Raw genomic sequence first — 26,332 nt, 5'->3', positions numbered from 1 at the left:
TGTCCGCCATCATTTCAAAACGCATGGCATCAGCTTATCTGTCTTATCACCATGTAAAAAAAGCGCCCTGTGGGCGCTTTTCTCATTTAACTGCCTTCTTTACCGGACAGAGTCGGGTGACAAGGATTCATCAGCCCTGATTTAATGCGCGGCGGGTGCGGCCGGAACTCAGGTAGCCTGCGATGTAATCCTGCGAAATTTCCCCGCTGTAGCGGCCTTCTTCATCGACTATCGGCATCCAGACAAGGTTATGCTCGTAGAGTTTGGAAAGCACGACGCGGAGATTCTCTTCGGCGCGGGCGGTAACGGTAAACTTATTCAGCATATCGGAACAGGGACCGGCAGCTCCCCGCGCCTCGCGGCGTTTCACAAAGCCCAGCGGTTTGCCGTCATCGTCCACAACCGTAATAAAGCGCAGATCGTTGTCGTCCATGGTGCCAAACGCTTCGGCGAGCGGGGTGGACTTCCGCACCGTAAGGGTGGGCTGCTGATCGGTCACATCGCCTGCCTGTACTAGCAAAAGTCGCTTGAGCGTGCGGTCCTGACCCACGAAAGAGCCAACGAACTCATTGGTCGGTTTGGCCAGCAGCTCATCCGGGCTGGCGCACTGGACGATTTTCCCCTGGCCGAACACGGCGATGCGATCGCCCAGCTTAAGCGCTTCATCGATATCATGACTGACCAGCATGACGGTTTTTTTCAGCTGGCGCTGCATATCCAGAAATTCATTCTGGATCACTTCCCGGTTAATGGGGTCAACCGCGCCAAAAGGCTCATCCATTAACAGCACCGGTGGATCCGCCGCCAGCGCGCGAATCACTCCGATACGCTGCTGCTGGCCGCCGGACATTTCGCGGGGGTAGCGGTGCAGAAATTTGGTCGGGTCCAGCGCCACCATGCTCATCAGCTCAGTGGCGCGCTCACGGCAGCGTTTTTTATCCCAGCCCAGCATTCTCGGCACGACCGTAATATTTTCTTCAATGGTCATATTGGGGAACAGCCCGATTTGCTGAATAACATAGCCAATATTGCGGCGCAGCGTCACCGTATCCAGGCCGCTGGTATCTTCCCCGTTAATCAGTATTTTGCCGCTGGTCGCGGGAATAAGGCGATTGATCATCTTCAGCGTGGTGGTTTTCCCGCAGCCGGAAGGGCCGAGCAGGACGCACATTTCCCCTTCGGGCACGTTAAGGCTGACGTTATCCACCGCGTTAAAGGCCGTCCCTTTTTGAGTAAAGGTTTTGGTGAGGTTTTCCAGTTTTATCATTATCGAATCCCCTTAGGAGTCAGCGCCAGCTGCAGGCGGTGCAGCAGCCAGTCGAGAATTATCGCCAGCAGACAAATCATGACTGCGCCTGCAATCAGCTTACGGATGTCGCTGCCGCTGATGCCGTCTAATAACAGCAGGCCAAGCCCTCCGGCGCCAATCACGGCGGCGATCGCCATCACGCCGACATTCATCACCACGGCGGTGCGGATACCGCCAAAGATAACCGGCAGCGCCATCGGGATCTCAACCCAGCGCAGCCGCTGCCAGAAGGTCATGCCGATACCGCGTCCCGCTTCGCGCAGGCCGCCCGGCAGGTTTTCAAGCGCCGTGTGGGTATTGCGCACGACAGGCAGCAGCGAGTAAAGAAAGACGGCGGAGACCGCCGGTACCACGCCGATCCCCTGACCTATCATTGAAAACAGCGGGATCATCAGCCCAAACAGGGCAATTGACGGAATGGTCAGCACAATAGTGGCAATACCGAGTACCGGCGTCGCCAGCCATTTGGCACGCACAATCAAAATGCCCAGCGGTACGCCAATGACGATCGCCAGGCCAACCGCCACGCCGACCAGCCAGAGATGATGAAAGGTCAGCGCTGCAATATAGCTCCAGTTATCCATCATAAAATTAATTGTTTCCATACCGCCTCCTCAGAGCAAACCATGGGATTTCAGGAAATCGCTGGCCACTTTTCGTGGCGACTGATGATCAATATCCACGCGTTTGTTCATTTCGGTAATCGCCTCATTAGTGATTAACGGCGTCAGCGCATTCAGCGCCTCGGCCAGGCCTGGGTTGGCATCCAGCGTCTCCTGAGTGGCTACCGGCGTGGCGGCATAGCTGGGGAAGAAGCCCTTATCGTCCTTCAGCACCTTAAGATCGAAGCCATTGATCCGGCCGTCGGTGGTATAAATCAGACCGGCCTCCACAAAGCCGTCACGAATAGCGTTGTAGACCAGCCCCGGGTCCATCTGACGGATTTGGGGACGATCAAGTTTCATGTTGTAGGTCTTCTGCAACGGTTTCATACCATCAGAACGCCCTGCAAACTCCAGATCGAGTCCCAGCATCCAGTTGTTATCAGGATCGTTTTCACGGACCTCGTCCATCTTTGCCACCAGCTGAGAAATCGTTTCGATATGCTCCTTTTCGGCCCGTTCCCGCTGCATGGCGAAAGCATAGGTGTTGTTCATCGGCGCCGGATCAAGCCAGACCAGACCCAGTTTGGCATCAAGCTTTTTCACCGTCTGATAGGCTTCATCTGCCGACATGGGCTTTTTAATGTGGTTATAAATGATCAGCGAGGTGCCGGTATATTCCCAGGTGAGATCCACCTGCCGGTTAACCATCGCGTTACGGCCGATAATGGCGGCGATATTGGTACGGGGTTCGACGGTGAACCCTTTTTTACGCAGATATTGCGTGGTCATGGCCGAAAGAATGTGCTGCTCGGTAAAACTTTTAGTGGCAAAAACAATAGGTTCGGCAGCAAAAGCGGGACTGCTCAGGGCCAGCGTGGCGCTCAGCGCCAGGGCAGTGAGGGATAGCCAGCGGATTAGACGGCTTTTCATAAGTAGCTCCTGTTCTGTTCAGACCGCCGCATGCGGGCTTAAGAGGCGGCCTAAACCTGCCAGCAGCAAATCCAGAATCAGCGCAAAGAGAGCCGTGGCGGCCGCGCCAAGGATAAGCGTGGGAAAATCATTAAGGTAGATGCCAGGAAAAATCAGCTCGCCATAGCTGCTGGCACCAATCAGGAAGGCCAGCGGCGCCGTACCGACGTTGATTGCCGTCGCGATACGAATGCCGGAAAGCATCACTGGCCAGGCGTCAGGGAGTTCAACCTGCCATAACCGCTGCATTTTGGTCATGCCGATGCCGTTAGCCGCCTCAATCAGCGAAGCGGGAACAGAGGAGAGGCCGGCATAGGTGTTACGGACAATGGGGAGCAGGGAGGCGAGAAACAGCGCAATGATCGCCGGGCGGTCGCCGATGCCGATAATGACCATTGCCAGCGCAAGAACGGCCAGCGGCGGCAGGGTGTTGCCCACGTTAAAGATTTGCATCACATATTCTGCCCAGCGACGCGCGGCAGGGCGACTGAGGATAATGCCGCTCGGAATGCCGACCAGTAGCGCAAACAGCATCGACCAGAAGACTAACAGCATATGTTGCCGGCCCAGGTAAATCAGATCGACCTGCCGGGCTTTGATGGTTTCCAGCCCCAGTCCATAAACCAGCAGGCCCAGCACCGCTGCGATAAACAGGATGGCAAGCGCGGCACGCCGGAGAAGCGTTGCGTTTTGCATTGAGTAGATTCTCCCAGATGATCAAATTATCAGGTGCCTTCTGCGACAGGAGGGTCACAAAACGCCCTTGTTATGCGTTATCGCGAAACCAAAGAGAGACTGAAAACGGCAGCGCCTCTCAAACCCGGTATCGCAGTTTCTTACAGAAAAATTTCACTTTTTGACACCTCCCATCAGCGGGAAGGCAAAAGTGCCTTAAAATCTATAGCAGCCTGCACCGCCAGTTGCCAGTTTCTGGCGGAAAATCAGCAGGATAGTTTTTACACATATTCTTCTTAAGCCGTTGCGGTAACAGGCCTTATGCCATCATCAGAAAATAGCGGCCCTTTAGGTGACAACGTCACATTGAGAACAGCACAATTCGGAAACTTCCTCCTGAAAATCAGGCCAGGATGAAGGAAGCAGAGGAAGGAAAGCGATGACTGAAACGAGTACAACTCAGGTGGCGCATCGTCACTGGATACTGATTGCCGCCATGCTGGCGATGTTTATGGCGGCCATTGAGGTCACCATCGTGGCCACGGCCATGCCGACCATTGTGGCTGAACTGGGTGGATTTTCGCAGTTCGGTTGGGTCTTCTCTATTTACCTGCTGACTCAGGCCGTAAGCGTGCCTATTTATGGCAGGCTGGCCGATTTGTGGGGACGTAAACGCGTCTTTTTTATCGGCACCACGCTCTTTCTGGTGGGCTCGGTGCTCTGCGGCTTCGCAACCAGCATGGCATGGCTGATCCTGTTTCGTGCGTTTCAGGGGCTTGGTGCGGGCGCGATTATGCCGCTTACGGCGACCATTATTGCTGATGTCTATGAGCCCGAAGAGCGGGCAGGCATACAGGGCTGGCTCTCCAGCGTCTGGGGGATCTCTGCGATCGTCGGTCCGCTCAGCGGTGCCTGGATTGTGCAACATTTTAACTGGGCGCTGATCTTCTGGGTGAACGTCCCGATCGGCATTATTTCCATGCTGATGCTGGCCCGCTGGTTTCCGGAATCGCGTAACGAACAGGGTCAGAAACTGAATCTGGCTGGCAGCGGCCTGTTAATGCTGACCGTCACCGCGCTGCTGGCGGCGCTGCTGCAGGCAGAATCGCTGGGCTACTGGATCATCGGTCTGCTCGCGCTCGCCTTAATGGCCGGCGCCGCGCTTTTACGGCATGAGAAAAAATCGGCTGAACCGCTTTTCCCGCTGGCGATCTGGCAGAGCCGCACCATAGTGGCGGGCAATGCCGGAAACCTGGTTATCGGGGCCGCGATGATGGGGATCAGCGCCTTTCTGCCCACCTGGATTCAGGGCGTGAATGGCGGTACGCCGCTACAGGCAGGCAGCGCGCTGGCAATGATGTCGATAGGCTGGCCGCTCGCCAGCACGCTTAGCGGCAGGCTGATGCTCCGGACATCCTATCGTTTTACCGCGCAGCTTGGCTCGCTGCTGCTGATTGCCGGCACCGCACTGCTGCTGACGCTGAACAGCAACAGCGGTATTCTGCATGCAGGCTTTTCCGCCTTTGTGATTGGGACGGGGATGGGTATGACCAGCACCACCTTCCTTATTGCGGTCCAGAACAGCGCGGAATTTCATATCGGCGGCATCTGCACCGCCTCCATCATGTTCAGCCGCATGCTGGGTTCCGCGCTGGGTACGGCTGTAATGGGCGCAGTGCTTAATTACAACCTGATGGTCCGCCTGCCGGAACACAGCGATCCGGTTCAGCAGCTGATGTCGCATACGCAGCGTGAGGCGCTGAACTCAGGCAGCCTGGGGCAGATGGTGACGGAAATCGCCGCCTCGCTGCACTGGGTCTTTGCGGTATCGGTAGGCATTGCCGTTTGCAGCCTGCTGATCGCCCGGATGATACCGGCGCAGAAGCCCGCCCGCCGGGAGGCATAATGCAGCTAAGGTGGAAAGAAGGAGAAGGGAGCTAAAAACCGGAGTTCAGAGGATATCCGGATTAATTCGGGTCGTATCTGTGGGTATAGATTGATTTTACTACGCTCTCTGTAGGGTATTCCGTCTGTTGACAGACAAAGAAAGGGCCGCATCAGCGGCCCTTTGCCATTATGCAGCGGGGGTATCTTCGGAGGAACCGGCCGCTGCCGGAGCGGTGGTATCACCTTCCATACCGCCACGCTTATAGACGATTTTGTGAGAGTCATTCTCACAGTGGCCGACAACCTGTCCGCCCGCCTGGTCAGCCTGATCGTTGGGCACAATCTCCAACGTAAAACCAGACTCAGGCACGCCGTTATTGATAATTTTCTGGCTGATATCTGCCTTTACTGATTCGCAAGATGCCTGAGCAGCCAGCGGTGCAGCAACCAGCAGTGCGGGGAAAATCCACTTTAAACCTTTCATCATCTTATCCTGTGTAATGAGCTCGTGATAACTATAGCAGTCCTGAGCGAATCAGGGCATGGCAGGACGTCCGGTACGGCGATCGAGACAGCGCAGCGTATTCGGTTCCCAGTACAGGTTGACGTTCAGGCTTTGCTCGCAGCTGTCGCGGGTATCAAAAGCACGATCGGTTTTGTCGAACTCTTTTTCAACGCGGGTATTCACCTTGCTACGCAGACGATTCGTTTCATCCCACTGCTCTTTTTGCTGTCGGGCTTCTTCAGTGGTCAGGGCGTTATTCCCATCCTGAATGATCAGCCGGTCGGTTCTGGCCTGGGCTGCGTGCTGTATGCTGAAGAGGGCGCTAAAAAGCACCAGCGGCAGAGCCATCCTGGCCAGCGGTGCCTGCCAGTTTTTCATGGTCATTTTCATCTTGGGTTCCTTTATGGCAAGAAATCGTAACCGGAGCGGCTGCGATAAACGCTCTATACAGTATATCATCAGTACAAAAGGGCTCACCAGCGACCACCCGTCCGTTTAGCATTCAGAGACTATTTCATGCTGTTAAAAACTTCACTGCTGTTTTTTCTGACCGCGCTGGCCGAAATCGTCGGCTGTTTTCTTCCCTGGCTCTGGCTGAAAAAGGGCGGCCCGGCGCTGCTCCTGCTCCCTGCGGCAGCCAGCCTCGCGCTCTTTGTCTGGCTGTTAACGCTTCATCCCGCGGCCAGCGGACGTGTCTATGCTGCCTACGGCGGCGTCTACGTGGTGACTGCGCTAATGTGGCTGCGCCTGGTGGATGGCGTGAAGCTGAGCCAGTATGACTGGCTGGGTGCCGCGCTGGCGCTCGGCGGGATGTTGATTATCGTGGCGGGCTGGGGACGGGCTTAGCGGATTAAGCGGCATTGCTGCCGCCTGGGAATAGCTCACTGCCGGGGCTGAAGAAAACGCGCTGGCTCAGCCTTTATGTACCTGAAGTCCCGCCAGCGTCTGGCCGACCGGCATCATTTCCAGCGTATTGATATTCACATGTTTTGGCAGCGTGGTTACCCAGAAAACCGCCTCGGTAACATCTTCAGCGGTCAGCGGCTCCGCACCGTCATAGACGCTATCCGCTTTGGCATCGTCGCCCTTAAAGCGCACGTTTGAAAACTCGGTGCCGCCCACCAGCCCCGGCTCAATATCCGTTACGCGGAGCGCGGTACCGTGCAGGTCGGTGCGCAGATTAAGGCTGAACTGGCGGACAAACGCCTTGGTCGCGCCATAGACGTTGCCGCCCGCATAAGGCCAGCTGCCGGCGATCGAGCCCATATTGATAATATGGCCGACGTTGCGTTCAACCATAGCGGGCAACAGGGCGCGGGTCATATAGACCAGCCCCTTGTTGTTCGTATCAATCATATCTTCCCAGTCATCAATGCTGGCCTTATGAGCCGGCTCAACGCCCAGCGCCAGGCCCGCATTATTGACCAGCACATCGATATTCCGCCATTCAGCGGGCAGGGTGCCCAGCGCCTCTTCGATTGCCGCCCGGTTGCGGACGTCAAGCTGTAGCGTATAGAGGCTGTCGCCCAGCTCTTCTTTCAGGGTTTGCAGACGCTCCTGTCGGCGGCCAGTAGCAATAACCTTATGGCCCTCAGCGATAAAGCGGCGGGTAATACTTTCGCCAAAGCCAGCGGTGGCACCAGTAACAAATACAATCATCTCACTGTTCCTCAACACATTTGGGTTTATGTCACCATAGCACTTCAGGCCCGACGTGATAAGCCGTCATCGCTACCCGAAGGCAGGAAAAAAATGCACATAAAGGGTGCAAAACGGGGGCATCACGCCTCGCTATAGTGCGTGGTATTTCTGCCAGCAGGATATCCTTCATAAACATGCGTGCAGAAATATCAGAAGTAAACGATTGCGGAGAAAAGCAACCGGTTGCGTGTGCGCTTAGATGCTGAATAGCGGAACTTAACGTTGCCATGACACTTAATTAACTGATAAATAAAACAAAATATCATATTTGTCACATGGCATAACAATTGCAACCTGTTATGCAGGTCGCCCCTGCAATACCGGGAGAGAAGGCCGAACTTTTTTCAGAAGGAACCATTATGACAGAGTGCGTAACCCGGGCTATTCGTGGAAGCTTTTTTGATATCACCACTGCGGCGATTAACCCGCAGAAGGCCGCCGATCACGCCCGTTATATTGAAGATGGGTTACTGCTGCTGAACGGCGGAGCGATCGTCGCGCTGCAAAGCTGGGAAGAGGGACGCCATCAGCTGCCCGATGAGTGCGAATTCACGGACTATCGCGGTAAGCTTATCGTGCCGGGTTTTGTGGACTGCCACATTCATTACCCGCAAACGGAAATGATTGGCGCCTTTGGTGAACAGCTACTGGAGTGGCTCCAGCAGTACACCTTTCCGGTTGAAAGCCAGTATCACAGCGAGGCGCACTCCGCTGAGATGTCAGCCTTTTTCCTCCACCAGCTCCTTAGTAATGGCACCACCACCGCGCTGGTCTTCGGCACCGTGCATCCGCAATCGGTGGATGCGCTGTTCAGCGCCGCCGACCGGCTGGATATGCGCCTGATTGCCGGAAAGGTAATGATGGATCGCAACGCCCCTGATTGCCTGCTGGAAACGCCGGAGCAGAGCTACCGGCAGACCCGGGAGCTGATTGAGCGCTGGCATAACCGGGGACGCCTCAGCTATGCCCTGACGCCCCGTTTCGCCCCCACATCCTCGCCGGCGCTGCTGGCGAAAGTGGCGCAACTGCGGGAGGAGTTTCCCGATACCTGGCTGCATACGCATCTCAGCGAGAACTCCCAGGAGGTAGCCTGGGTAAAAACGCTTTTCCCGGAACGCAGCGGTTACCTGGACGTCTATCATCACTCCCGGCTGACCGGCAAACGCAGCGTTTTCGCGCACTGTATCCATCTTGAAGAGGAGGAGTGGGCGTGCCTGCAGCGGACCGATTCCTCGATCGCTTTCTGCCCCACCTCAAATTTGTTTCTCGGCAGCGGCCTGTTCAGTCTGAAAAACTGCTGTGAAAAGGGCGTCAGGATGGGCATCGGCACAGATGTTGGCGCAGGTACCACCTTTAACATGCTGCAAACCCTTGGCGAAGCTTACAAGGTAGGGCAGCTACAGCAATACCGGCTGGCCGCCGGTGAGGCGTTTTATCACGCCACCCTCGGCGGCGCCCGGGCGCTGGATCTGGACGATCGTATCGGCAATTTCCTGCCGGGCAAGGAGGCTGACTTTGTGGTGCTCGATCCTGCCGTGTCGGCGCTACAGAAGATGCGTCAGGCGAACAGCCGCGATATCTGGGAAAAACTCTTTGTACTGATGACGCTCGGTGACGATCGCAATATTGCGTTTACCTGGGTTAACGGTCAGTGCGTCTGGCAACATAACAGCGTGGAGAACGTCGTATGATCCAGTTTTTACTGAACCAGACGCTGGTGAGCGAAGAAAATATCGATCCTAATCTGACCGTGCTTAATTATCTGCGCCGCAATCAGCGCCGCAGCGGCACCAAAGAGGGCTGTGCCTCAGGAGACTGCGGCGCCTGTACCGTCACGCTTGGACGGACGGAACAGGGCAGGATGGTTTATGAAACGGTCAACAGCTGCATAACCTTTGTCAGCGCCCTGCAAGGTAAACAGCTGATAACAGTGGAAGATTTGAAAGAGAATGACCGCCTGCATTCCGTGCAGCAGGCGATGGTCGACTGCCATGCATCGCAGTGCGGATTCTGTACGCCGGGTTTTGTGATGTCGCTGTTCACGCTGCAAAAGAACATGGGTGCCTGGCAGCACAAACAGGCAGAACAGGCGCTGGCGGGAAACCTCTGCCGCTGTACCGGCTACCGGCCGATAGTGGCTGCCGCACGGCAGGCCTGTGAACAGCAGGAGGAGGACAGCTTCCGTCGTCAGGAGGTCACTACGGTAAGCCGTCTTGATGCGTTGAAAGAGAGGGGAGATGAGGAAATCTCGGCTAACGGCAATCGCTGTCTGCTGCCCATAACCACGGAGCAACTGGCGGCGTTGTATGCGGCTAATCCGCAGGCCCGGCTGCTGGCGGGCGGCACCGATCTGGCGCTCAGGGTGACGCAGCAGGCGGAAGTATTGCCGCTGACGATTGCGCTCGACCGGATAGCGGAGCTGAAGCGCTGTTATCAGCAGGATGATGAAATTGTGCTGGGAGCGGGCGCGTCGCTGAGCCGCTGTTATGAGGTGCTCGCCGCCCGCATTCCCAACTTCGCACAGATGCTGACGCGTTTTGCCTCACAGCAGATACGTAATCAGGGGACGCTGGGCGGCAACATTGGCAACGCGTCGCCCGTGGGCGATACGCCGCCGATGCTGCTGGCGCTGGACGCTTCGCTGATGCTGCAACAGGAAGGGCGCATTCGCCGCCTGCCGCTGGCCGATTTTTTTCTCTCCTACCGCAAAACGGCCCTCCGCGAGGGGGAGTTCATCCGCGCCGTGAGGGTGCCGGAAGTGACAGGGTCACAATTCTTTCGCGCCTGGAAAGTGGCAAAACGGGGCGAAGATGATATTTCCGCGGTGCTGGGCGCATTTATGATCGAAACGGATGAGGCAGGAAACATCCGTCGGGCGCGACTGGCCTTTGGCGGCATGGCCGCGATCCCCATGCGGGCAGTGCGCTGCGAACAGCTGCTCACCGGCAAGCCTTTTACAACGGAAAACCTGGAACGGGCCTGTGCCATGCTGGAACAGGAATTTGCGCCCGTGAGCGATTTCCGCGCCAGTGCCGGTTATCGGCTGCTGGTGGCAAAAAATTTACTGCGGCGCTATCACGCTTCGTTTACCGGGGAACTTAACCTGCTGGAGGTATCCGACTATGTCTCATAATCGTCCTGTCAGAGCAGAAGAGGTTATCGCTGAGCAGTATCGTGAAGGCGTGCAAAGCGGCGTGGGCAGCAGTCATAAACATGAAAGCGCCGCCGGGCACGTTTCCGGTGAAGCTCTCTATATTGATGACCGGCCGGAACTTCCCGGCATGCTGCACCTCGTGCCACGCCTCAGCGAGCACGCCCACGCGCTAATCACCCGCCTTGATACCACTCCTTGCTACGCCATTCCTGGCGTTATCAGCGTCATCAGCTGGCAGAACGTGCCGGGGGAGCTGGATATCGGTCCTCTTGAGCCCGGCGATCCGCTGCTGGCGAAAGATCGGGTGGAGTATGCCGGACAGATCGTGCTGGTGGTGGCTGCCGAAACCCCCGCGGCGGCGCGCCTTGGCGCAGAGGCCGCCATCATTGAATACCAGCCGCTGACGCCGGTGCTTGACGTCAGGGAAGCGCTGGAGAAGCAGCACTTTGTTCAGGCTCCCCACGTTCACCAGCGCGGGGATGCCGGGGCGGCGCTGGAAAAAGCGCAACATCGGCTTCAGGGCGAGTTTCATATTGGCGGGCAGGAGCACTTTTATCTGGAAACGCAGGTGGCGATGGTGATCCCTGGTGAAGATCGCGCGCTACTGGTTTACTCCTCCACCCAGAACCCGACCGAAGTGCAAAAGCTGGTGGCGTCAGTAATGGGCATCAGCATGAATAAAGTCACCATCGACATGCGGCGGATGGGCGGCGGGTTTGGCGGCAAGGAGACCCAGGCGGCGGGCGTAGCCTGCCTGTGTGCGGTAGCGGCCCGGCTGACAAACAGGCCGGCAAAAATGCGCCTCTCACGGCGGGATGACATGCGCATCACCGGCAAACGCCATCCCTTTTTTGTGCGCTATGACGTGGGTGTGGATGACGAAGGGCGCTTCAGCGGCGTTAAAATTGACCTTGCGGGGAACTGCGGCTACTCGCTCGATCTCTCCGGTTCCATTGTCGATCGTGCGATGTTCCATGCTGACAACGCCTACTATCTCGGCGATGCGCTGATCACCGGCTATCGCTGCCGGACAAATATCGCTTCCAATACCGCCTATCGCGGCTTTGGCGGACCGCAGGGCATGGTGGCGATTGAGCAGATTATGGATCACATCGCCCGCGAACTGCATCTTGATCCGCTGGAAGTGCGTAAGCGGAATTACTACGGCAAACATGAACGTAATATCACGCATTATCACCAGCAGGTGGAGGATAATTTGCTCCACGAGATCACCGCGAAGCTGGAGGAGAGCGCCTCCTATGCGCAGCGTCGGGCGGAGATTGTGGCGTTTAACCGCAGCAGCCCCTGGCTGAAGCGCGGTCTGGCGCTGACGCCGGTAAAATTTGGCATCTCTTTTACCTCCAGCTTTCTGAACCAGGCCGGTGCGCTGATCCTGATCTACACGGACGGCACGGTTCAGCTCAACCACGGCGGCACGGAAATGGGCCAGGGGCTGAACACGAAAGTGGCGCAGATCGTGGCGGAAGTGTTGCAGATTGAAGTGGACCAGATAGCGATCACCGCCACCGATACGGGAAAAGTCCCGAACACGTCGCCGACCGCCGCCTCAAGCGGCACCGATCTGAACGGCAAAGCGGCGCAGAATGCGGCGGAAATTCTGCGCGACCGGCTGACGGAGATGCTCTGTCGGTTGCATAACTGCACGGTGGATGAAGTCAGCTTCAGTAACGGTATCGTTAAGGTTAAAGAGCAGCATTTCGCCTTTGCGGACGTTGCTCAGATGGCCTGGCTGAATCAGGTGCCGCTTTCGGCCACCGGCTATTATAAAGTGCCCGGTATTCACTACGATCGTCAGGCCGGTCGCGGCACGCCTTTTTACTATTATGCTTTTGGGGCGGCCTGCGTTGAGGTGATTGCCGATATGCTGACCGGCGAATACCGCCTGCTGCGGGCCGATATCCTGCACGATGTGGGCGCTTCCCTCAATCCGGCCATTGATATCGGCCAGGTCGAAGGTGGCTTTGTTCAGGGCGTGGGCTGGCTGACCTGTGAAGAACTGGTCTGGAACGCGGAGGGCAAACTGATGACGGACGGCCCTGCGAGCTACAAAATCCCGGCCATCGGCGACGTCCCGGCTGACCTCCGCGTCACGCTGCTGGAGAACCGCAAAAACCCTAAAGAGACCGTTTTTCACTCCAAGGCCGTTGGCGAGCCGCCTTTTATGCTGGGCATTGCGGCCTGGTGCGCATTACAGGACGCAGTCTCCAGCGTCAGTGATTATCAGCAGCATCCCGGCCTTGATACGCCCGCCACCCCGGAGCGGGTGCTGCTGGGTGCGGAAAAACTGAAGCGGGAGGGGGGATATGCGCCCTGATGAATGGATACCCATCCTCGCCACGCTGAACGAAAAGCGCGAGCCCTGCGTCCTGCTGACGGTGCTTGAGGAGAAAGGCTCAGTGCCGCGGGATAGCGGGAGTAAAATGGTTGTGACCCTGTCACAAACCTGGCTGACCATCGGCGGCGGCAATCTGGAGTTTCAGTGCGTCGCCGCGGCCAGAGAACTGCTCAGTACGCCGCAGGCTCACCCCGATATCAGGCGCTTTAACCTCGGAGCCTCGCTCGGGCAGTGCTGCGGCGGTATGACAACGGTCCTGTTTGAGCCGCTGGTTCAGCCTCAGCCACAGATAGTCGTCTTTGGTGCCGGGCATGTCGGCCAGGCGCTGGTCGCGATTCTGGCAACGTTACCCTGTCACGTATTCTGGGTTGATGAGCGGCCCGAACAGTTTATGTCGGTGCCGCCAGGCGTGACGATCTGTCCGCTGGACGATCCCACAGAGCAGGTGGAGCGGATGCCCCCGGACAGTTATTTTGTGGTGATGACTCATCATCATCCCCGCGATTTGACGCTCTGCGAAGCGATACTTAAGCGTGGTGATGCCCGCTATTTTGGCGTAATAGGCTCAAAGACCAAGCGGCAGCGCTTTGATTACCGGCTGGCCGGAAAAGGCTTTACTGCGGCGCAGCTTGAGACGATGCGCTGCCCGGTCGGCCTGCCCGACGTGAAGGGTAAACTGCCGGCTGAGATCGCGGTGGCGATCGCGGGCGACATTATCGCCACCTACAGCGTGCCGAAGGTATTGGCCTGAGGCCGTTCACAGCCTATGCTGAAGTTTTACGATAAGGAAACGGCGTTATGCAAAACAACCCTTTCAGCCAGCCTTCCACGCTGCCCTATCAGGCGCCGCCGTTCGACAGGATAGCGGATGAACACTATCGTCCCGCGCTGGAGGAAGGGATGCGGCAAAAACGTGAAGAGATCCGGCGCATCGCTGACAATCCCGCTGAGCCGACGTTTGCCAATACCTTTGAAGCGCTGGAAGAAGCGGGTCAGATGCTGCGGCGGGTGGAAAATGTCTTCAGCGCCATGACCTCTGCCAACACCAGCGACTTCCTGCAGGCGCTTGATGAAGAGATGTCCCCCGCGCTTACCGCGCTGGAAGACGATATCAAACTTAATCCCCGGCTCTTCTCACGACTGGATGCGGTCTACCAGCAGCGTCATCTCCTCGACCTGAGTCCCGAATCGCTGCGGCTGGTTGAGGTAACGTGGCAGGCTTTCCAGCTGGCCGGCGCGAGCCTCGGCGAACAGCAAAAAGCGCAGCTTAAAGCCCTTAACCAGGAAGCGGCTATGCTGAGCACCCGCTTCGGCAATCAGCTTCTCGCTGCGGCCAAAGCCGGTGGTCCGGTAGTGACCGATAAATCGCTGCTGGCTGGCCTGAGCGAGGCCGGGCTTGCGGCGGCGGCGCTGGCCGCCCGCGAACGCGGCGTGGAGGGCTGGTTACTGACGTTACAGAACACCACGCAGCAGCCCGCGCTGCAACATCTCAGCAACCGCGAAACCCGGCGGGCGCTCTTTACTGCCGCACGGGATCGTGCCGAAAAAGGGGATAACAATGATACCCGGGGGCTGGTCGCCCGGCTGGCCCAGCTCCGGGCAGCCCAGGCTGCGCTGCTGGGCCACGCCAGCTATGCGGCCTGGAAGCTTCAGGATCAGATGGCCAGAACGCCGGAAGCCGCGCTCGGGTTTATGCGCAAAATCGTGCCTGCGGCCACCGCCAGAGCCAGACGCGAGGCGGAAGCGATCCAGGCTATGATTGACCGCGAGGGTGGCGGTTTTACCCTGGCGCCCTGGGACTGGCTGCGATATGCGAGCCGGGTGCGTCGTGAGCAATATGATCTTGATGAAGGTGAAACCAATCCCTACTTTGAGGTCTGGAACGTGCTGGAAAAGGGAGTTTTCTTTGCGGCCAGCGAACTGTTTGGGCTGAGCTTTACGGAGAAAACCACCTTCCCGGTTTATCATCCGGACGTCCGCGTTTATGAAATCTACGACCGTGACGGCGAGGCGATGGCGCTCTTTTACGCCGATCTTTTCAAGCGCGATAACAAAAGCGGCGGCGCCTGGATGGGGAATTTTGTCGGGCAGTCGACCCTGCTGGAAAGCCAGCCTGTGATCTACAACGTCTGCAATTACACCAAACCGGCTGCCGGTCAGCCTGCGCTGATCTCCTGGGATGAGGTTATCACGCTGTTCCATGAATTTGGCCACACGCTGCATGGCCTCTTCGCCACCCAGCGCTATCCGGGGCTTTCCGGCACCGAAACGCCGCGCGATTTCGTCGAGTTTCCCTCGCAGTGCAACGAGCACTGGGCCAGCCACGACCGGGTATTTGAGCACTACGCCACCCATTACCAGACCGGAGAAGCGATGCCCGCCTCGCTGCGTGAAAAACTTATCCGCTCCAGCCGTTTTAATAAAGGCTATGAGATGACGGAACTGCTGGCTGCGGCGCTGCTCGACCAGCACTGGCATGCGCTTCCGGCAGAGGCGTCTTTGCAGGACGTTGCGGGTTTTGAACAGGCCGCGCTCAGATCGGAAAAAGCGGATCTGGACGCGGTGCCGCCTCGCTATCGTTCCAGCTACTTCCAGCATATCTGGGGCGGAGGGTATGCGGCGGGCTACTACGCTTATATCTGGACGCAGATGCTGGCCGATGACGGTTACGCCTGGTTTACCGAACGCGGCGGCCTGACCCGCGAGAACGGGGATCGCTTTCGTGAGGCGATACTTTCCCGGGGAAACAGCGAAGAGCTGGGCGAGCTTTACCGCAAATGGCGGGGCAGGGATCCGGTGATTGAGCCGATGTTAATCAACCGTGGCCTCACCGGAGACGGCGAAGAGTAAAAGCAGCAGGGGCCGCAGCGGCCCCTGGTTTCAGGCCAGCGGGCCACCCTGAATGGTGTCACACAGGCCACGAATAATGCGCTCGCCGGTTTCGCTTTCCAGCTCCTCATACCACTGTCGGGTAACGGCCATCTCTTTACCGTGCGTGACGTCGCAGCGTTTACGCGCCTTAAGCACCAAATCTTTGACCCGATCCGCGCGCTTCTCCTGATAATGCAGCAGAGCCTGCCCGATGCCTGATGCGTTAGCCTGCAGTACTTCAGCCAGCACTACCGCATCTTCCATCGCGGCACAGCCACCCTGACCGATATCGGGCGTGGTGCTGTGAGCGGCATCGCCCAGCAGCGCCACCCGCCCTTTGACCAGCTGGCTGAAGGGGTCGATGTCATGAATTTCGATACGGTTGGTCGTTTCCGGGTTGATTTGGTCGATCAGTTTCTGCACCGGCGGCGCCCAGCCGCTGAAATAACGCTTCAGGTCAGCGCGCAGCGTCTGGCGATCTTCCGCCAGGCCCGCCGGCAGCGGGACGTCGAAGAAGAAGTAGAAGCGATTGCCCGCCACCGGCATCAGCGAGACGCGCTTGCCCTCGCCAACAAAGGTGGTCCACTGGGTGAGCGGCGCGAGAGACGCATCCATCTCAACCAGCCCGTTCCAGTTAACGTAGCCCGCATAGCGGCGTTCGGTGCGTTTTCCCAGCACGTAGGGACGCACGACCGAATGGGCGCCATCGCAGGCGATCAGCATGTCGCCCTGGTCGCTGCTACCATCGTCGAACCAGGCGGTCACACCCTGCGCATCCTGTTCAACACGCACAACGCGCTTGCCAAACTGCACCTGTTCACGGCCATAGTGATCCAGCAGCATCGCCTGAAGCTCAGCGCGGGCAACGGGATAAGGACGTTCACCCACGTCCGCCACCAGCGGATCGAGACTGAACTCGGTCAGGGTCGCGCCAGTCTGATGCGTTTTATACGCTATGGTTCGCATATCGCCGCCCAGCGCGCGCAAAGGCGCCTTCAGCCCCAGAAGATTCAGGCACTTTACGCCGTTAGGCCAGATTGAAATCGCCGCGCCCGCGGGGCGGATCCTTTTCACCGCTTCGAACACGGTCGTGTTAATACCAATACGCTTCAGGGCTATCGCCGTACACATTCCGCCGATCCCGGCGCCGATCACAATCGCTTTCATCCGTCTCTCCTCTGTGACAGTAAAGGAATAAAGCAAGATGTGTACCAGGTGGCCGGGCTGCGGCTAAGCAGGCGTTGGCGGCAGGCGGGCAGGGGTTCAAAACAGAGTTTCACTATGCTGAGGCACTGCTCTGGGGCAATGCACGCTTATGGTGACGGCACCAGGAAACTTTCGCGTTAGGTCTGCGGCATGTTGGCAGCGACGGCGATATTTGTCACAGTGGGGGAAACCACAAGGAGATGCCACCGATGGCCATTATTGCCTGTCTTCATGCCGCACGAAGCAACATTGCCGTTTTTGAAGAGGCGCTGCGTGCGCTGGACTATGAGGATATTGAGCTGCTGCACCGCGTTGAAGAGGGCCTGCTGGCCAGCGCCATCGAGGCCAGCGAGGTGACGCCGGAGATCGCCGGGGCGACCCGCCAGGCCATCGAAGAACTCTGTCAGCATGCCGATGCGGTGATCGTCACCTGTACCACATTAGGCGTGGTGGCATGGGAGGCGAATGCCTTCAGCCGTCCGGTATTCAGGGTGGATGCGATGCTGGCGAAAGCGGCGTCCCGTTACCATGGCTCCATTCTGGTGCTCTGCACCGCGCATTCCACGCTGCCATCAACGACCCATCTGTTTGAGGCCTTTATTCCGGGCGACCGGCTCGCGGTCGAGCTTATCCCGCGAGCCTGGGCGCTGTTTAATGCCGGAGATACCGAAGGCTATCTCCGGGAAATTGCCCATTACATCCAGCAGCGGCCCGAATGTCCGCTGGGCTGCATCGTGCTGGCGCAGGCTTCGATGGCCGGGGCGGAAAAATATATCAACAGCACGCTGGCCGTGCTGAGCGGTCCCGGCGTCGCGCTCCAGGGCGCGATTGAGGCGCTCTACTGACCGGTGAGATCTAAAAAGGTGGAGCGGAGCGGCAAAGCGTTTTACTCTGTCCTCACAGTCACTTAGCGCGACACTCTTTTCAGGAAACCCAATGTTTGATATCACGCTTTTTATCCTGGTTGTACTGGCGGGGCTGAGCTACTTCAGTCACAACATCACCGTTGCGCTTGCGCTGCTGGTGCTAATCCTGGTGAAGGTGACGCCGCTTAACGCCTTCTTCCCGTGGATTGAAAAACAGGGCGTGACGGTCGGCATCATTATCCTCACTGTCGGCGTGATGGCGCCCATTGCCAGCGGCGCCCTCCCTACCAGCACGCTGATGCACGCTTTTATGAGCTGGAAATCGCTGCTGGCCATCGCGGTGGGCATATTTGTCTCCTGGGTGGGAGGCCGGGGCGTCACGCTGATGAGCGGTCAGCCGACCATCGTGGGCGGGCTGCTGATTGGCACGCTGATTGGGGTTTCGCTGTTCCGCGGCGTGCCGGTCGGGCCGCTGATCGCCGCAGGGCTGGTCTCTCTCTTTATCGGCAAAATGTAGCCACGGAGCGGAGTGCGCCGCGTCAGCTAACCCCAGCCTGTCTTTCCGCGCCGGCTCTGCTATGATTGCGCTCTTTTTTAAAGGGGAGCGTCGCGGTGAGCAGTAAACAGGATAAACGAAGCAAACGAGCCAAACTCAAGGCCAGGCAGGCCAATAACGCCCGTGCCCGTGGGCGTCAGCTTGATGCCGAAGGCCGCCAGAGCTATGTGGCCACGCCGGAAATGCTGGCGCTGTTCGCCACGCTTCCTGCGCTGGATGATGAGGGCGCCATGCCCTTTGTTGCGGCTATTTACCGCTGGGCTGCGGCTGAGTATGGCTTCGGTGCGGACAACCGTGAAAATGACCAGCTGCAGGTCGCGGCCCTCTGCGTGCTTTATATCCACTGGCGCACCAGCGGCGGTTCTGTCTCACTGATGCAGAATGAGATGCTCGAAGCGGCTATCCGTCTGACTGAGGAAAACGAAATCTTTAAAGCGGCCTTACGGGAAGCGGAAGCGACCGGCATCAGTCCGGTATAACCAGGGGCGTCGTACAGAAAAAAAGAACTGGCGGGAAGGGGTGGCGATCTGGCCGCCCGTGGCGGGCGGCCATCGGGCGTCAGCCCGGGTAAATACCACGATCTTTACGGGCCATCAGAATGCGTTCGCAGGCCACGATGTAGGCGGCGGTGCGCAGGCTGCACGATTTCTCTTTCGCCTTCTCCCAGACGTGGACCATCGCTTCGGTCATCAGCTTATCCATGCGATCGTTAATCTCACTCTCGCTCCAGAAGAAGCTGGCCATATCCTGCACCCACTCGAAGTAGCTGACCGTTACGCCGCCGGCATTACAGACCACGTCCGGCACTACGGTGACGCCGCGTGAGGCGAGCACGTCGTCGGCGTCGGGATAGGTCGGGCCATTAGCGCCTTCCAGCACCAGCTTACAGCTGAGGAGTTCGGCGCGTTCGCGGGTGATCTGTCCTTCCAGGGCCGCCGGGATCAGAATATCCATCTCCACGGACCAGAAGGCTTCGCTCTCGATCTCTTCTGCGCCAGGGAAACCGGCGATGTTTTTATTACTGCTCTGCCACTCGGCCAGCGCACTCAGATCGATGCCACTGGCGTTGAATAAGGTGGCCGAATGGTCCTGGATCACCACGGCACGTGCGCCTGCCGCCACAAAGAGGCGGGCGGCTTCGCTGCCGACGTTACCGAAACCCTGAATAGCGATTTTCGCGCCTTCGATTTCGATGCCTGAACGGCGGGCGACTTCACGACCGGTAATAAAGACCCCACGCCCGGTCGCTTTTTCACGCCCCAGCGAACCGCCAAGGTGAATCGGCTTGCCGGTTACCACGCCGGTAATGGTGGTGCCGTGATTCATCGAATAGGTATCCATCATCCACGCCATCACTCTGGCGTTGGTGCCGACGTCCGGCGCGGGGATATCTTTTTGCGGACCGATGATCAGGCCAATTTCGCTGGTGTAGCGGCGGGTCAGACGCTCAAGTTCGCCTTCGGAGAGTTTGAAGGGATCGACGCGAATGCCGCCTTTGGCGCCGCCATAAGGCAGATTTACCGCCGCACACTTGATGGTCATCCATGCCGAAAGCGCCATAACTTCATTAAGGTCAACGTCAGGATGATAGCGGATGCCGCCTTTGCCGGGGCCGCGCGACAGGTTGTGCTGCACGCGGAAGCCTTCGAAGTGGCGAATTGAGCCGTCATCCATCTGCAACGGAATATCAACAATCAGCGCGCGCTTCGGATGGCGAAGGGTATCGATCCAGCGAGTGAGATCGCCCAGATAGGGGGCCACGCGGTCGATCTGCTGCAGATAGGTTGACCAGGCCGTTGTGCTGCCTTCAGATACGTAAGAGAGCTTATCCATAACAAACCTTTAAATTAGTTATATGTGCTGCGAAACCGGGAAGTAGTTAGTGCATATCACCTATGCGGGGCTAAATTTATCACTAAATCCTCTCGCTGAATTTTTTAAATTTATGTGAAAAATGTTACGTGCATGTTTTTGTCGGGGGTGGCCGAATAAATAATTACTTCTTCCCCAGCCCTGAACAGGAAGGGAGGTGAAATAGCCATAATTATGCAGCCAAAGTGCATATCAGCCTTTTTGATGTTATTTTTCAGATCTTTGAATGCGATCATACTTTGCCGGAGACGGTCAGGCGCTTGAGGAGAAAAACGGATGGATGAGAACGAGCGGCTGCGATTAAAAGCGGCTTTTCCCCTGGTCAGCGCGCTTTGTAAGCTGGAGCCGGTCACCTGGATCAACACCTCGGCCACGCAGGCAGCAGAAGGGCTGACGCATGTCGGGCTGAGCGCGGCGCAGGTTGAGGATGCTGCGGCACGACTACAGCGTTTTGCCCCCTGGCTGGCCAGGGCGTTTCCCGAAACCGCGCCTGCGGGCGGTATCATTGAGTCAGAGCTGGTGGCGCTGACGCGGATAGGGCGGGTGCTTGACGCCCGCTACGGCGCTGAAGCGGGAGGACGCCTGCTGCTGAAAAAAGACAGCCACCTTCCCATCGCGGGCTCCATCAAGGCGCGGGGCGGCATTTATGAAGTGCTGGCTCATGCGGAAACGCTGGCGATGCAGGCCGGGCTGCTTCAGGAAAGCGACGACTACGGCAAACTTGACTCTGATGCATTCCGCACCTTTTTCTCCCGTTACCGCATCGCCGTTGGCTCGACCGGCAATCTGGGACTCTCCATAGGTATCGTCAGCGCCAGGCTGGGGTTTTCAGTCAGCGTACATATGTCTGCGGACGCCCGCGCGTGGAAAAAACAGAAACTGCGTGAGCATGGCGTCAGCGTGATCGAATATGCGCAGGACTATGGTATGGCGGTCGAACAGGGCCGGCAGGAAGCCGCCAGCGATCCGGACTGCTTTTTTATTGATGATGAAAATTCCCGCACGCTGTTTCTGGGCTACGCCGTGGCGGGCGACCGGCTGAAGCAGCAGCTGGCCCGGCAGCAGATCCGCGTCGATAAGGCGCATCCGCTGTTTGTCTATCTTCCTTGCGGCGTGGGCGGCGCGCCTGGCGGGGTGGCGTTCGGACTGAAGCTGGCGTTTGGCGATAACGTGCATCTGTTTTTTGCCGAACCGACGCATTCGCCCTCTATGCTGCTCGGGGTATATACCGGCCTGCACGATCGGATCGCCGTGCAGGATCTGGGGATTGATAACCAGACTGCCGCCGACGGGCTGGCGGTGGGGCGCCCTTCAGGCTTTGTCGGACGGGCGATGATGCGGCTGCTGTGCGGCTTCTTTACCCTGAGCGACCAGGAGATGTATGACCTGCTGGGATTGATGGCGAGGGAAGAGCAGCTGCTGCTTGAGCCTTCCGCGCTGGCCGGGCTGCCCGGCCCCTGGCGTCTTCGTCAGCATGCCGGGGCGCTGGCGGCGCAGGGCATCAGCGGGGAGATGCTGAATAACGGTACGCATGTGGTCTGGGCCACGGGCGGCGGAATGGTGCCGGACGACGAGTGGGAAAAATACCTCTCAGCCTCCACGCCTTAGTCGTCTGAATCCACAGCGCTCACCGGGCGGCATCATTTGCCGCCATATACATTTTTTGTTACATTATAACATCGTGTTTTCTGCCGCTGCGTTAAACTCATGAAGCCTTTCCCTGTCAGAAACTCCGCACGATAACTATCAGGCCTTTTACAGACGGAATCTCTGTTTCTGGCCCGCCATCCATCCGCAATAACGACATAATAAATGAAAAAACTGCACTTTCTGACCCAGAGCCGGGTCTGCTGCTTCATCGCCTTCTATATTGGCGTTCTGCTTAATCTGCCCATTTTTCTTCGCCGCTTTCATCAGCTACATGCTGACGCGGCGCTCTCAACCGGCATTGAGGTGCTGGCCGCTTTTGCCCTGGTGCTTTTTACCACGCTGCTCGCCTCGCTGGCGGGGCGCCTGCTGTTCCGCATCCTCACCACGCTGCTGGTGGTGTTCTCGGTGGCCGCCAGCTATTACATGATTTTCTTTAACGTCACCATCGGCTACGGCATCGTGGCCGCCGCAATGGCGACGGACAGCCTCGATCTCTCCCGTGAGTCCGTTGGCTGGCACTTTTCCACCTGGCTGGTACTGGTCAGCCTGCTGCCGGTGCTGATGCTCTGGCTCGCCCCGATGCCGGAAGCGGCGCTGCGCCGCCGCAACGGATGGGCCTTTTTACGCCGCAGCGGCGTGATGATGGCGGCAGGCCTCTGCTGCTGGGTGCCTCTGAAAGTGATGGGCGATCATCAGGATGAGCAGGATCGCATTAACAACCGCATGATGGCCAGCTACGGCGGCGTGGTGGCGGGCAGCTATTCTCCTTCTAACTGGCTGTCAGGAATGGGGCTACTGGCCTACAGCAGCTGGAGCGAAGCAGAAGATAACCGCAACCTGTTCGATCCCGCGGAGCATTTCACCTATACGCCGCCAAAGGATGTTAATGATCTCTATATTGTGTTTGTGATTGGCGAGAGCGCCCGCCGCGATCATATGGGGATTTACGGCTACGATCGTGACAACACGCCGAACCTGGATAAGGAAAAAAATCTTGCGGTGCTACAGGGATATTCATGCGATACCGCCACCAAGCTCTCGCTGCGCTGTATGTTCGTGCGTGAAGGCGGGGCATCGGAATCCCCTGAACGCACTCTGAAAGAGATGAACGTCTTTTCCGTGCTGAAAAAGCAGGGCTTCTCCTCGGAGCTTTTCTCCATGCAGAGCGAAGCGTGGTTCTATAATAAGACGATGGCAGATTATTACGCCCTGCGTGAAACCATTCAGTCTGAGAAGCGCAACGTGGGCAAGCCTATCGACGATATGGCGCTGGTCAGCGAGCTGAGAGATTCTGTCGACCGTCACCCGGATGGCAAACATCTCGTCATCCTGCATACGAAAGGCTCGCACTATCTTTATACCGAGCGTTATCCGCGCGCCTGGGCCCGCTACCAGCCCGAATGTCTGGGCATTGACGATCAATGCTCGACGCAGGAGATGGTCAACTCTTACGACAACAGCCTGCTCTATACCGATCATGTGCTGAAGTCGGTCTTTGACCAGTTAAGAAACCGTAATGCCCTCGTGTTCTACGCTTCCGATCACGGCGAGTCGATTTCTGAGAATATGCATTTCCACGGCACGCCGCGCAACATTGCGCCGATGGCCCAGCGCACCATTCCAGTTATGGTCTGGGCGTCGGACAAGTTTCTGCAAAAGCCTGACCATGCGGCAGCCTTTGCCCAGCTAAAAAAACTGCAAAAGGCAAAAACACCGGTCTTTCATGAGAAGCTGTATGACAGCATCCTGGGCTGCGCAGGCTTTACCTCACCGGACGGCGGCATTAATGAACTGCGCAACTGGTGTCATGTAAGTTCCTGATAATGTGAGCGGCGACGCCTCAGGCATTATTCGGGCGAAGAATGAACAAAAGGGGCAGCGGAGGCGTCGGCGGAAGCGATAAGCTGCCGTCGGCTTTGCCTGAATCGCCACAAGCAGGTATCCTACTGCCCGTATTTACTCAGACAGTTTCTATTGAGGTCAACATGATTATTAAACCACGCATTCGTGGCTTTATCTGTGTTACTGCCCATCCGGCGGGTTGCAAAGCTAACGTTGAAAAACAGATTGAGTTTGTCACCAGCCACGGCAAAATCGCCAACGGTCCGAAAAAAGTGCTGGTGATCGGCGCATCCACCGGTTATGGCCTGGCTGCCCGCATCTCTGCGGCCTTCGGCTGCGATGCCGACACCCTGGGCGTCTTCTTTGAACGTCCGGGTGAAGAGACCAAACCGGCCACCGCAGGCTGGTACAACTCAGCCGCCTTTGAAGAGCTGGCGGAAGCGAAGGGCCTCTATGCGAAAAGCATCAACGGCGACGCGTACTCTGACGCAGTAAAGCAGAAAACCATTGAGCTGATCAAAGAAGATCTGGGTCAGGTTGACCTGGTCGTCTACAGCCTGGCCGCGCCGCGCCGCGTTCATCCTAAAACAGGTGAAGTGTTTAACTCCACGCTGAAGCCGGTCGGTAAATCTCTGACTACCCGTGGTCTGAACACCGATAAAGAAACCATCACCGACATTACCCTTGAGCCAGCATCTCAGGAAGAGATCGACGGCACCGTGGCGGTGATGGGCGGCGAAGACTGGCAGATGTGGATTGACGATCTCAAGGCGGCCGGCGTGCTGGCTGACGGTGCAAAAACCACCGCGTTCACCTACCTTGGCGAGCAGATCACGCACGATATCTACTGGAACGGCTCGATTGGCGAAGCGAAAAAGGATCTGGACAAGCGTGTCCTGACCATCCGCGACACGCTGGCAGAGCAGGGCGGCGATGCCCGCGTTTCCGTGCTGAAAGCCGTGGTGACTCAGGCGAGTTCCGCTATTCCGGTTATGCCGCTCTATCTGTCACTGCTGTTTAAAGTGATGAAGGAAAAAGGCACGCACGAAGGCTGCATTGAGCAGGTTTACGGCCTGTTCAAAGATAGCCTTTACGGCGCATCACCGATCCTGGACGATACCGGTCGTCTGCGCGCGGACTATAAAGAGCTGTCGCCGGAAGTTCAGGATGAAGTGGTTAAGCTGTGGCCAACGGTGACCAATGAAAATCTGAATGAAATCACAGATTTTGCCGGTTACAAGCGCGAGTTCATGCACCTGTTCGGCTTCGGCCTGGACGGCGTGGACTACGAGGCTGACGTTAACCCGGACGTGAAAATCAAAAACCTGGTTCAGATGTAATACGCTGCCGGTAGCCTGACAGGCGTCAGGCTTAATGCTGCACCCCAAAGGCGGAGATTCCCGCCAAGTAAGGTGCAGTTTTTTATGCCCGCTTTGCAGCAACTGTAAGCTTTGCGCTGGCGGTTACGCTTCAGGCAGCCTGACAACGATCTCCTCAGCGATACCAAAGTGCTCGATAAGCAGCTTCTGCTGCGCTTTATGCGTGAGTGCTGAAAACGTTTCTGAACCGTCCAGATGGCGGGTCACGCATTTCCCCTTCACAATACCGGTGATGCTCTCCTGCCCGGCGCGGCGAATCAGCAGCGCACCATCAAACCGGCTGTTATGACGGCTGGCTTCATGACGGCGGGCATACTCACACCATGGCGCATCAAAATCGAGCAGGCGACAGTCCAGGGCTGGTCTGCCCAACGGCTTCCAGTTAATGCACCAGTGGCCCTCGCTGTGATGAACATGTGTCCCCCACACGGGATGTTCATGCTGTTGCTCAGCCAGCGGCAGCGGTACGCCGTGCAGCATAGTTGCATCAATCACAAAAGTTGTTTCATCCACCCTGACAACCAGGGTGCCGTGCCCCGGTGAGTCACCGCTGACGGGGCGTTGCGAAAGCATGGTTGAGATGCCGTAGCGTATGGAGAAGCCCAGCTGCTTCAACAGCGCCCTGAGCGCACCATGCGATGCCCAGCATGTCCCCCCGGTACCAAAGGCTAACCAGTGAGAAAAAAAATCTTCCGGGGTGGCGCCGGGCAGTGGCTGCGCGGCGTGAGCCGGGCTGGCGATGCGCTTCCTGATGTTATCGAAGGGGACGGACTGGCACCAGGCCTGGTACAGGCTGGCCAGACCGGCTTCGCTAAGCGCCGGGCCTGTTGTCATACCCAGCTTTTCAAGCACGCTTTCAGTCAGCCCGGGATCTAACGCCTCACTGGTTTTATTCACTGGAAGTCTCCTTTTTGCAGAGAAGAAATGAC

The 26,332-nt window shown here is 57.7% G+C and carries 23 protein-coding genes; 13 read left to right on the top strand and 10 right to left on the bottom strand.

Annotation, left to right across the window (positions count from 1 at the left end; translation table 11 throughout):
* Positions 1–130 precede the first annotated feature (130 nt).
* Genes osmV through osmY form a run of 4 tightly spaced genes read right to left on the bottom strand, consistent with a single transcriptional unit; the run spans position 131 to position 3,579 of the window.
* The gene (gene osmV / locus AAH446_RS02290; RefSeq protein ID WP_342905111.1) at positions 131–1,267 is read right to left on the bottom strand and encodes an osmoprotectant ABC transporter ATP-binding protein OsmV; all 1,137 of its coding nucleotides are present in this window, start codon (positions 1,265–1,267) and stop codon (positions 131–133) included.
* Positions 1,267–1,914 (bottom strand): osmoprotectant ABC transporter permease OsmW, encoded by a 648-nt coding sequence (gene osmW, locus AAH446_RS02285; RefSeq protein ID WP_342905110.1) that lies wholly within the window; start codon positions 1,912–1,914, stop codon positions 1,267–1,269. Before osmW ends, osmV begins: the two co-directional genes overlap by 1 nt.
* Before the next feature lie 9 nt (positions 1,915–1,923).
* Positions 1,924–2,844, bottom strand: a complete 921-nt coding sequence (locus AAH446_RS02280; protein ID WP_342905109.1) for a glycine betaine ABC transporter substrate-binding protein — start codon at positions 2,842–2,844, stop codon at positions 1,924–1,926.
* An 18-nt stretch (positions 2,845–2,862) separates the two neighbouring features.
* Positions 2,863–3,579 (bottom strand): osmoprotectant ABC transporter permease OsmY, encoded by a 717-nt coding sequence (gene osmY / locus AAH446_RS02275; RefSeq protein WP_342905108.1) that lies wholly within the window; start codon positions 3,577–3,579, stop codon positions 2,863–2,865.
* 418 nt (positions 3,580–3,997) lie between these two features.
* Here osmY and AAH446_RS02270 point away from each other — a divergent pair, with 418 nt between their 5' ends.
* On the top strand, positions 3,998–5,464 hold the full coding sequence (locus AAH446_RS02270) for an MDR family MFS transporter (RefSeq protein WP_342905107.1): 1,467 nt from the start codon (positions 3,998–4,000) through the stop codon (positions 5,462–5,464).
* A 168-nt stretch (positions 5,465–5,632) separates the two neighbouring features.
* Here AAH446_RS02270 and AAH446_RS02265 read toward each other — a convergent pair whose 3' ends face one another.
* The gene (locus AAH446_RS02265; protein ID WP_342905106.1) at positions 5,633–5,932 is read right to left on the bottom strand and encodes a DUF1161 domain-containing protein; all 300 of its coding nucleotides are present in this window, start codon (positions 5,930–5,932) and stop codon (positions 5,633–5,635) included.
* A 48-nt stretch (positions 5,933–5,980) separates the two neighbouring features.
* Positions 5,981–6,328 carry a DUF1283 family protein gene (locus tag AAH446_RS02260; RefSeq protein WP_342905789.1) on the bottom strand — a complete coding sequence of 116 codons (348 nt, stop codon included), beginning with the start codon at positions 6,326–6,328 and terminating at the stop codon, positions 5,981–5,983.
* 141 nt (positions 6,329–6,469) lie between these two features.
* On the opposite strand from AAH446_RS02260, the gene AAH446_RS02255 reads away from it, so the two are divergent.
* Complete coding sequence (locus tag AAH446_RS02255; protein WP_342905788.1) at positions 6,470–6,796, top strand: YnfA family protein; 327 nt, start codon at positions 6,470–6,472, stop codon at positions 6,794–6,796.
* Positions 6,797–6,862: 66 nt separating this feature from the next.
* On the opposite strand, the gene ydfG is transcribed toward AAH446_RS02255, so the two are convergent.
* Positions 6,863–7,609, bottom strand: coding sequence for a bifunctional NADP-dependent 3-hydroxy acid dehydrogenase/3-hydroxypropionate dehydrogenase YdfG (gene ydfG / locus AAH446_RS02250; protein WP_342905105.1), 747 nt, complete (start codon positions 7,607–7,609; stop codon positions 6,863–6,865).
* A 401-nt stretch (positions 7,610–8,010) separates the two neighbouring features.
* Here ydfG and guaD point away from each other — a divergent pair, with 401 nt between their 5' ends.
* The 5 genes from guaD to dcp are packed head-to-tail and all read left to right on the top strand — an operon-like array spanning position 8,011 to position 16,011.
* Positions 8,011–9,342 (top strand): guanine deaminase, encoded by a 1,332-nt coding sequence (guaD, locus tag AAH446_RS02245; protein WP_342905104.1) that lies wholly within the window; start codon positions 8,011–8,013, stop codon positions 9,340–9,342.
* Positions 9,339–10,784 (top strand): xanthine dehydrogenase small subunit, encoded by a 1,446-nt coding sequence (gene xdhA, locus AAH446_RS02240; protein WP_342905103.1) that lies wholly within the window; start codon positions 9,339–9,341, stop codon positions 10,782–10,784. The genes guaD and xdhA overlap by 4 nt, the downstream gene beginning before the upstream one ends.
* Positions 10,774–13,140 (top strand): xanthine dehydrogenase molybdopterin binding subunit, encoded by a 2,367-nt coding sequence (gene xdhB, locus AAH446_RS02235; RefSeq protein ID WP_342905102.1) that lies wholly within the window; start codon positions 10,774–10,776, stop codon positions 13,138–13,140. Before xdhA ends, xdhB begins: the two co-directional genes overlap by 11 nt.
* Entirely contained in the window at positions 13,130–13,912 is a 783-nt protein-coding gene (gene xdhC / locus AAH446_RS02230; protein WP_342905101.1) for a xanthine dehydrogenase accessory protein XdhC, read from the top strand. The genes xdhB and xdhC overlap by 11 nt, the downstream gene beginning before the upstream one ends.
* A gap of 47 nt (positions 13,913–13,959) precedes the next feature.
* Positions 13,960–16,011, top strand: coding sequence for a peptidyl-dipeptidase Dcp (gene dcp, locus AAH446_RS02225; protein WP_342905100.1), 2,052 nt, complete (start codon positions 13,960–13,962; stop codon positions 16,009–16,011).
* 30 nt (positions 16,012–16,041) lie between these two features.
* Here the strand turns inward: dcp and hpxO are convergent, their stop codons facing one another.
* A complete protein-coding gene (gene hpxO, locus AAH446_RS02220) occupies positions 16,042–17,199 on the bottom strand; it encodes an FAD-dependent urate hydroxylase HpxO (RefSeq protein WP_342905099.1) in 1,158 nt (385 codons plus the stop codon).
* Between the two features lie 248 nt (positions 17,200–17,447).
* Here hpxO and AAH446_RS02215 point away from each other — a divergent pair, with 248 nt between their 5' ends.
* The 3 genes from AAH446_RS02215 to AAH446_RS02205 all read left to right on the top strand — a co-directional run bounded on the left by AAH446_RS02215 (position 17,448) and on the right by AAH446_RS02205 (position 19,139).
* On the top strand, positions 17,448–18,083 hold the full coding sequence (locus AAH446_RS02215) for a hypothetical protein (protein ID WP_342905098.1): 636 nt from the start codon (positions 17,448–17,450) through the stop codon (positions 18,081–18,083).
* Positions 18,084–18,174: 91 nt separating this feature from the next.
* Positions 18,175–18,621, top strand: a complete 447-nt coding sequence (locus AAH446_RS02210; protein WP_342905097.1) for a DUF441 domain-containing protein — start codon at positions 18,175–18,177, stop codon at positions 18,619–18,621.
* Positions 18,622–18,716: 95 nt separating this feature from the next.
* Complete coding sequence (locus tag AAH446_RS02205) at positions 18,717–19,139, top strand: hypothetical protein (protein ID WP_342905096.1); 423 nt, start codon at positions 18,717–18,719, stop codon at positions 19,137–19,139.
* A gap of 79 nt (positions 19,140–19,218) precedes the next feature.
* Here the strand turns inward: AAH446_RS02205 and AAH446_RS02200 are convergent, their stop codons facing one another.
* Positions 19,219–20,493 (bottom strand): Glu/Leu/Phe/Val family dehydrogenase, encoded by a 1,275-nt coding sequence (locus AAH446_RS02200; protein WP_342905095.1) that lies wholly within the window; start codon positions 20,491–20,493, stop codon positions 19,219–19,221.
* A gap of 315 nt (positions 20,494–20,808) precedes the next feature.
* Here AAH446_RS02200 and dsdA point away from each other — a divergent pair, with 315 nt between their 5' ends.
* From dsdA to fabV, 3 genes are all read left to right on the top strand, one after another.
* The gene (gene dsdA, locus AAH446_RS02195) at positions 20,809–22,140 is read left to right on the top strand and encodes a D-serine ammonia-lyase (protein ID WP_342905094.1); all 1,332 of its coding nucleotides are present in this window, start codon (positions 20,809–20,811) and stop codon (positions 22,138–22,140) included.
* Between the two features lie 204 nt (positions 22,141–22,344).
* Positions 22,345–24,003: a kdo(2)-lipid A phosphoethanolamine 7''-transferase gene (eptB, locus tag AAH446_RS02190; protein ID WP_342905093.1), complete on the top strand. Its 1,659-nt coding sequence runs from the start codon at positions 22,345–22,347 to the stop codon at positions 24,001–24,003.
* A 164-nt stretch (positions 24,004–24,167) separates the two neighbouring features.
* Positions 24,168–25,364, top strand: a complete 1,197-nt coding sequence (gene fabV / locus AAH446_RS02185) for an enoyl-ACP reductase FabV (protein ID WP_342905092.1) — start codon at positions 24,168–24,170, stop codon at positions 25,362–25,364.
* 123 nt (positions 25,365–25,487) lie between these two features.
* Here the strand turns inward: fabV and AAH446_RS02180 are convergent, their stop codons facing one another.
* Entirely contained in the window at positions 25,488–26,300 is an 813-nt protein-coding gene (locus AAH446_RS02180) for an arylamine N-acetyltransferase family protein (protein ID WP_342905091.1), read from the bottom strand.
* Positions 26,301–26,332 lie beyond the last annotated feature (32 nt).

Source organism: Erwinia psychrophila (assembly GCF_039023475.1).
Classification (GTDB): domain Bacteria; phylum Pseudomonadota; class Gammaproteobacteria; order Enterobacterales; family Enterobacteriaceae; genus Erwinia.
Note: the sequence above shows the minus strand (reverse complement) of the source record. Positions and strands in the feature narration are given on the sequence as shown.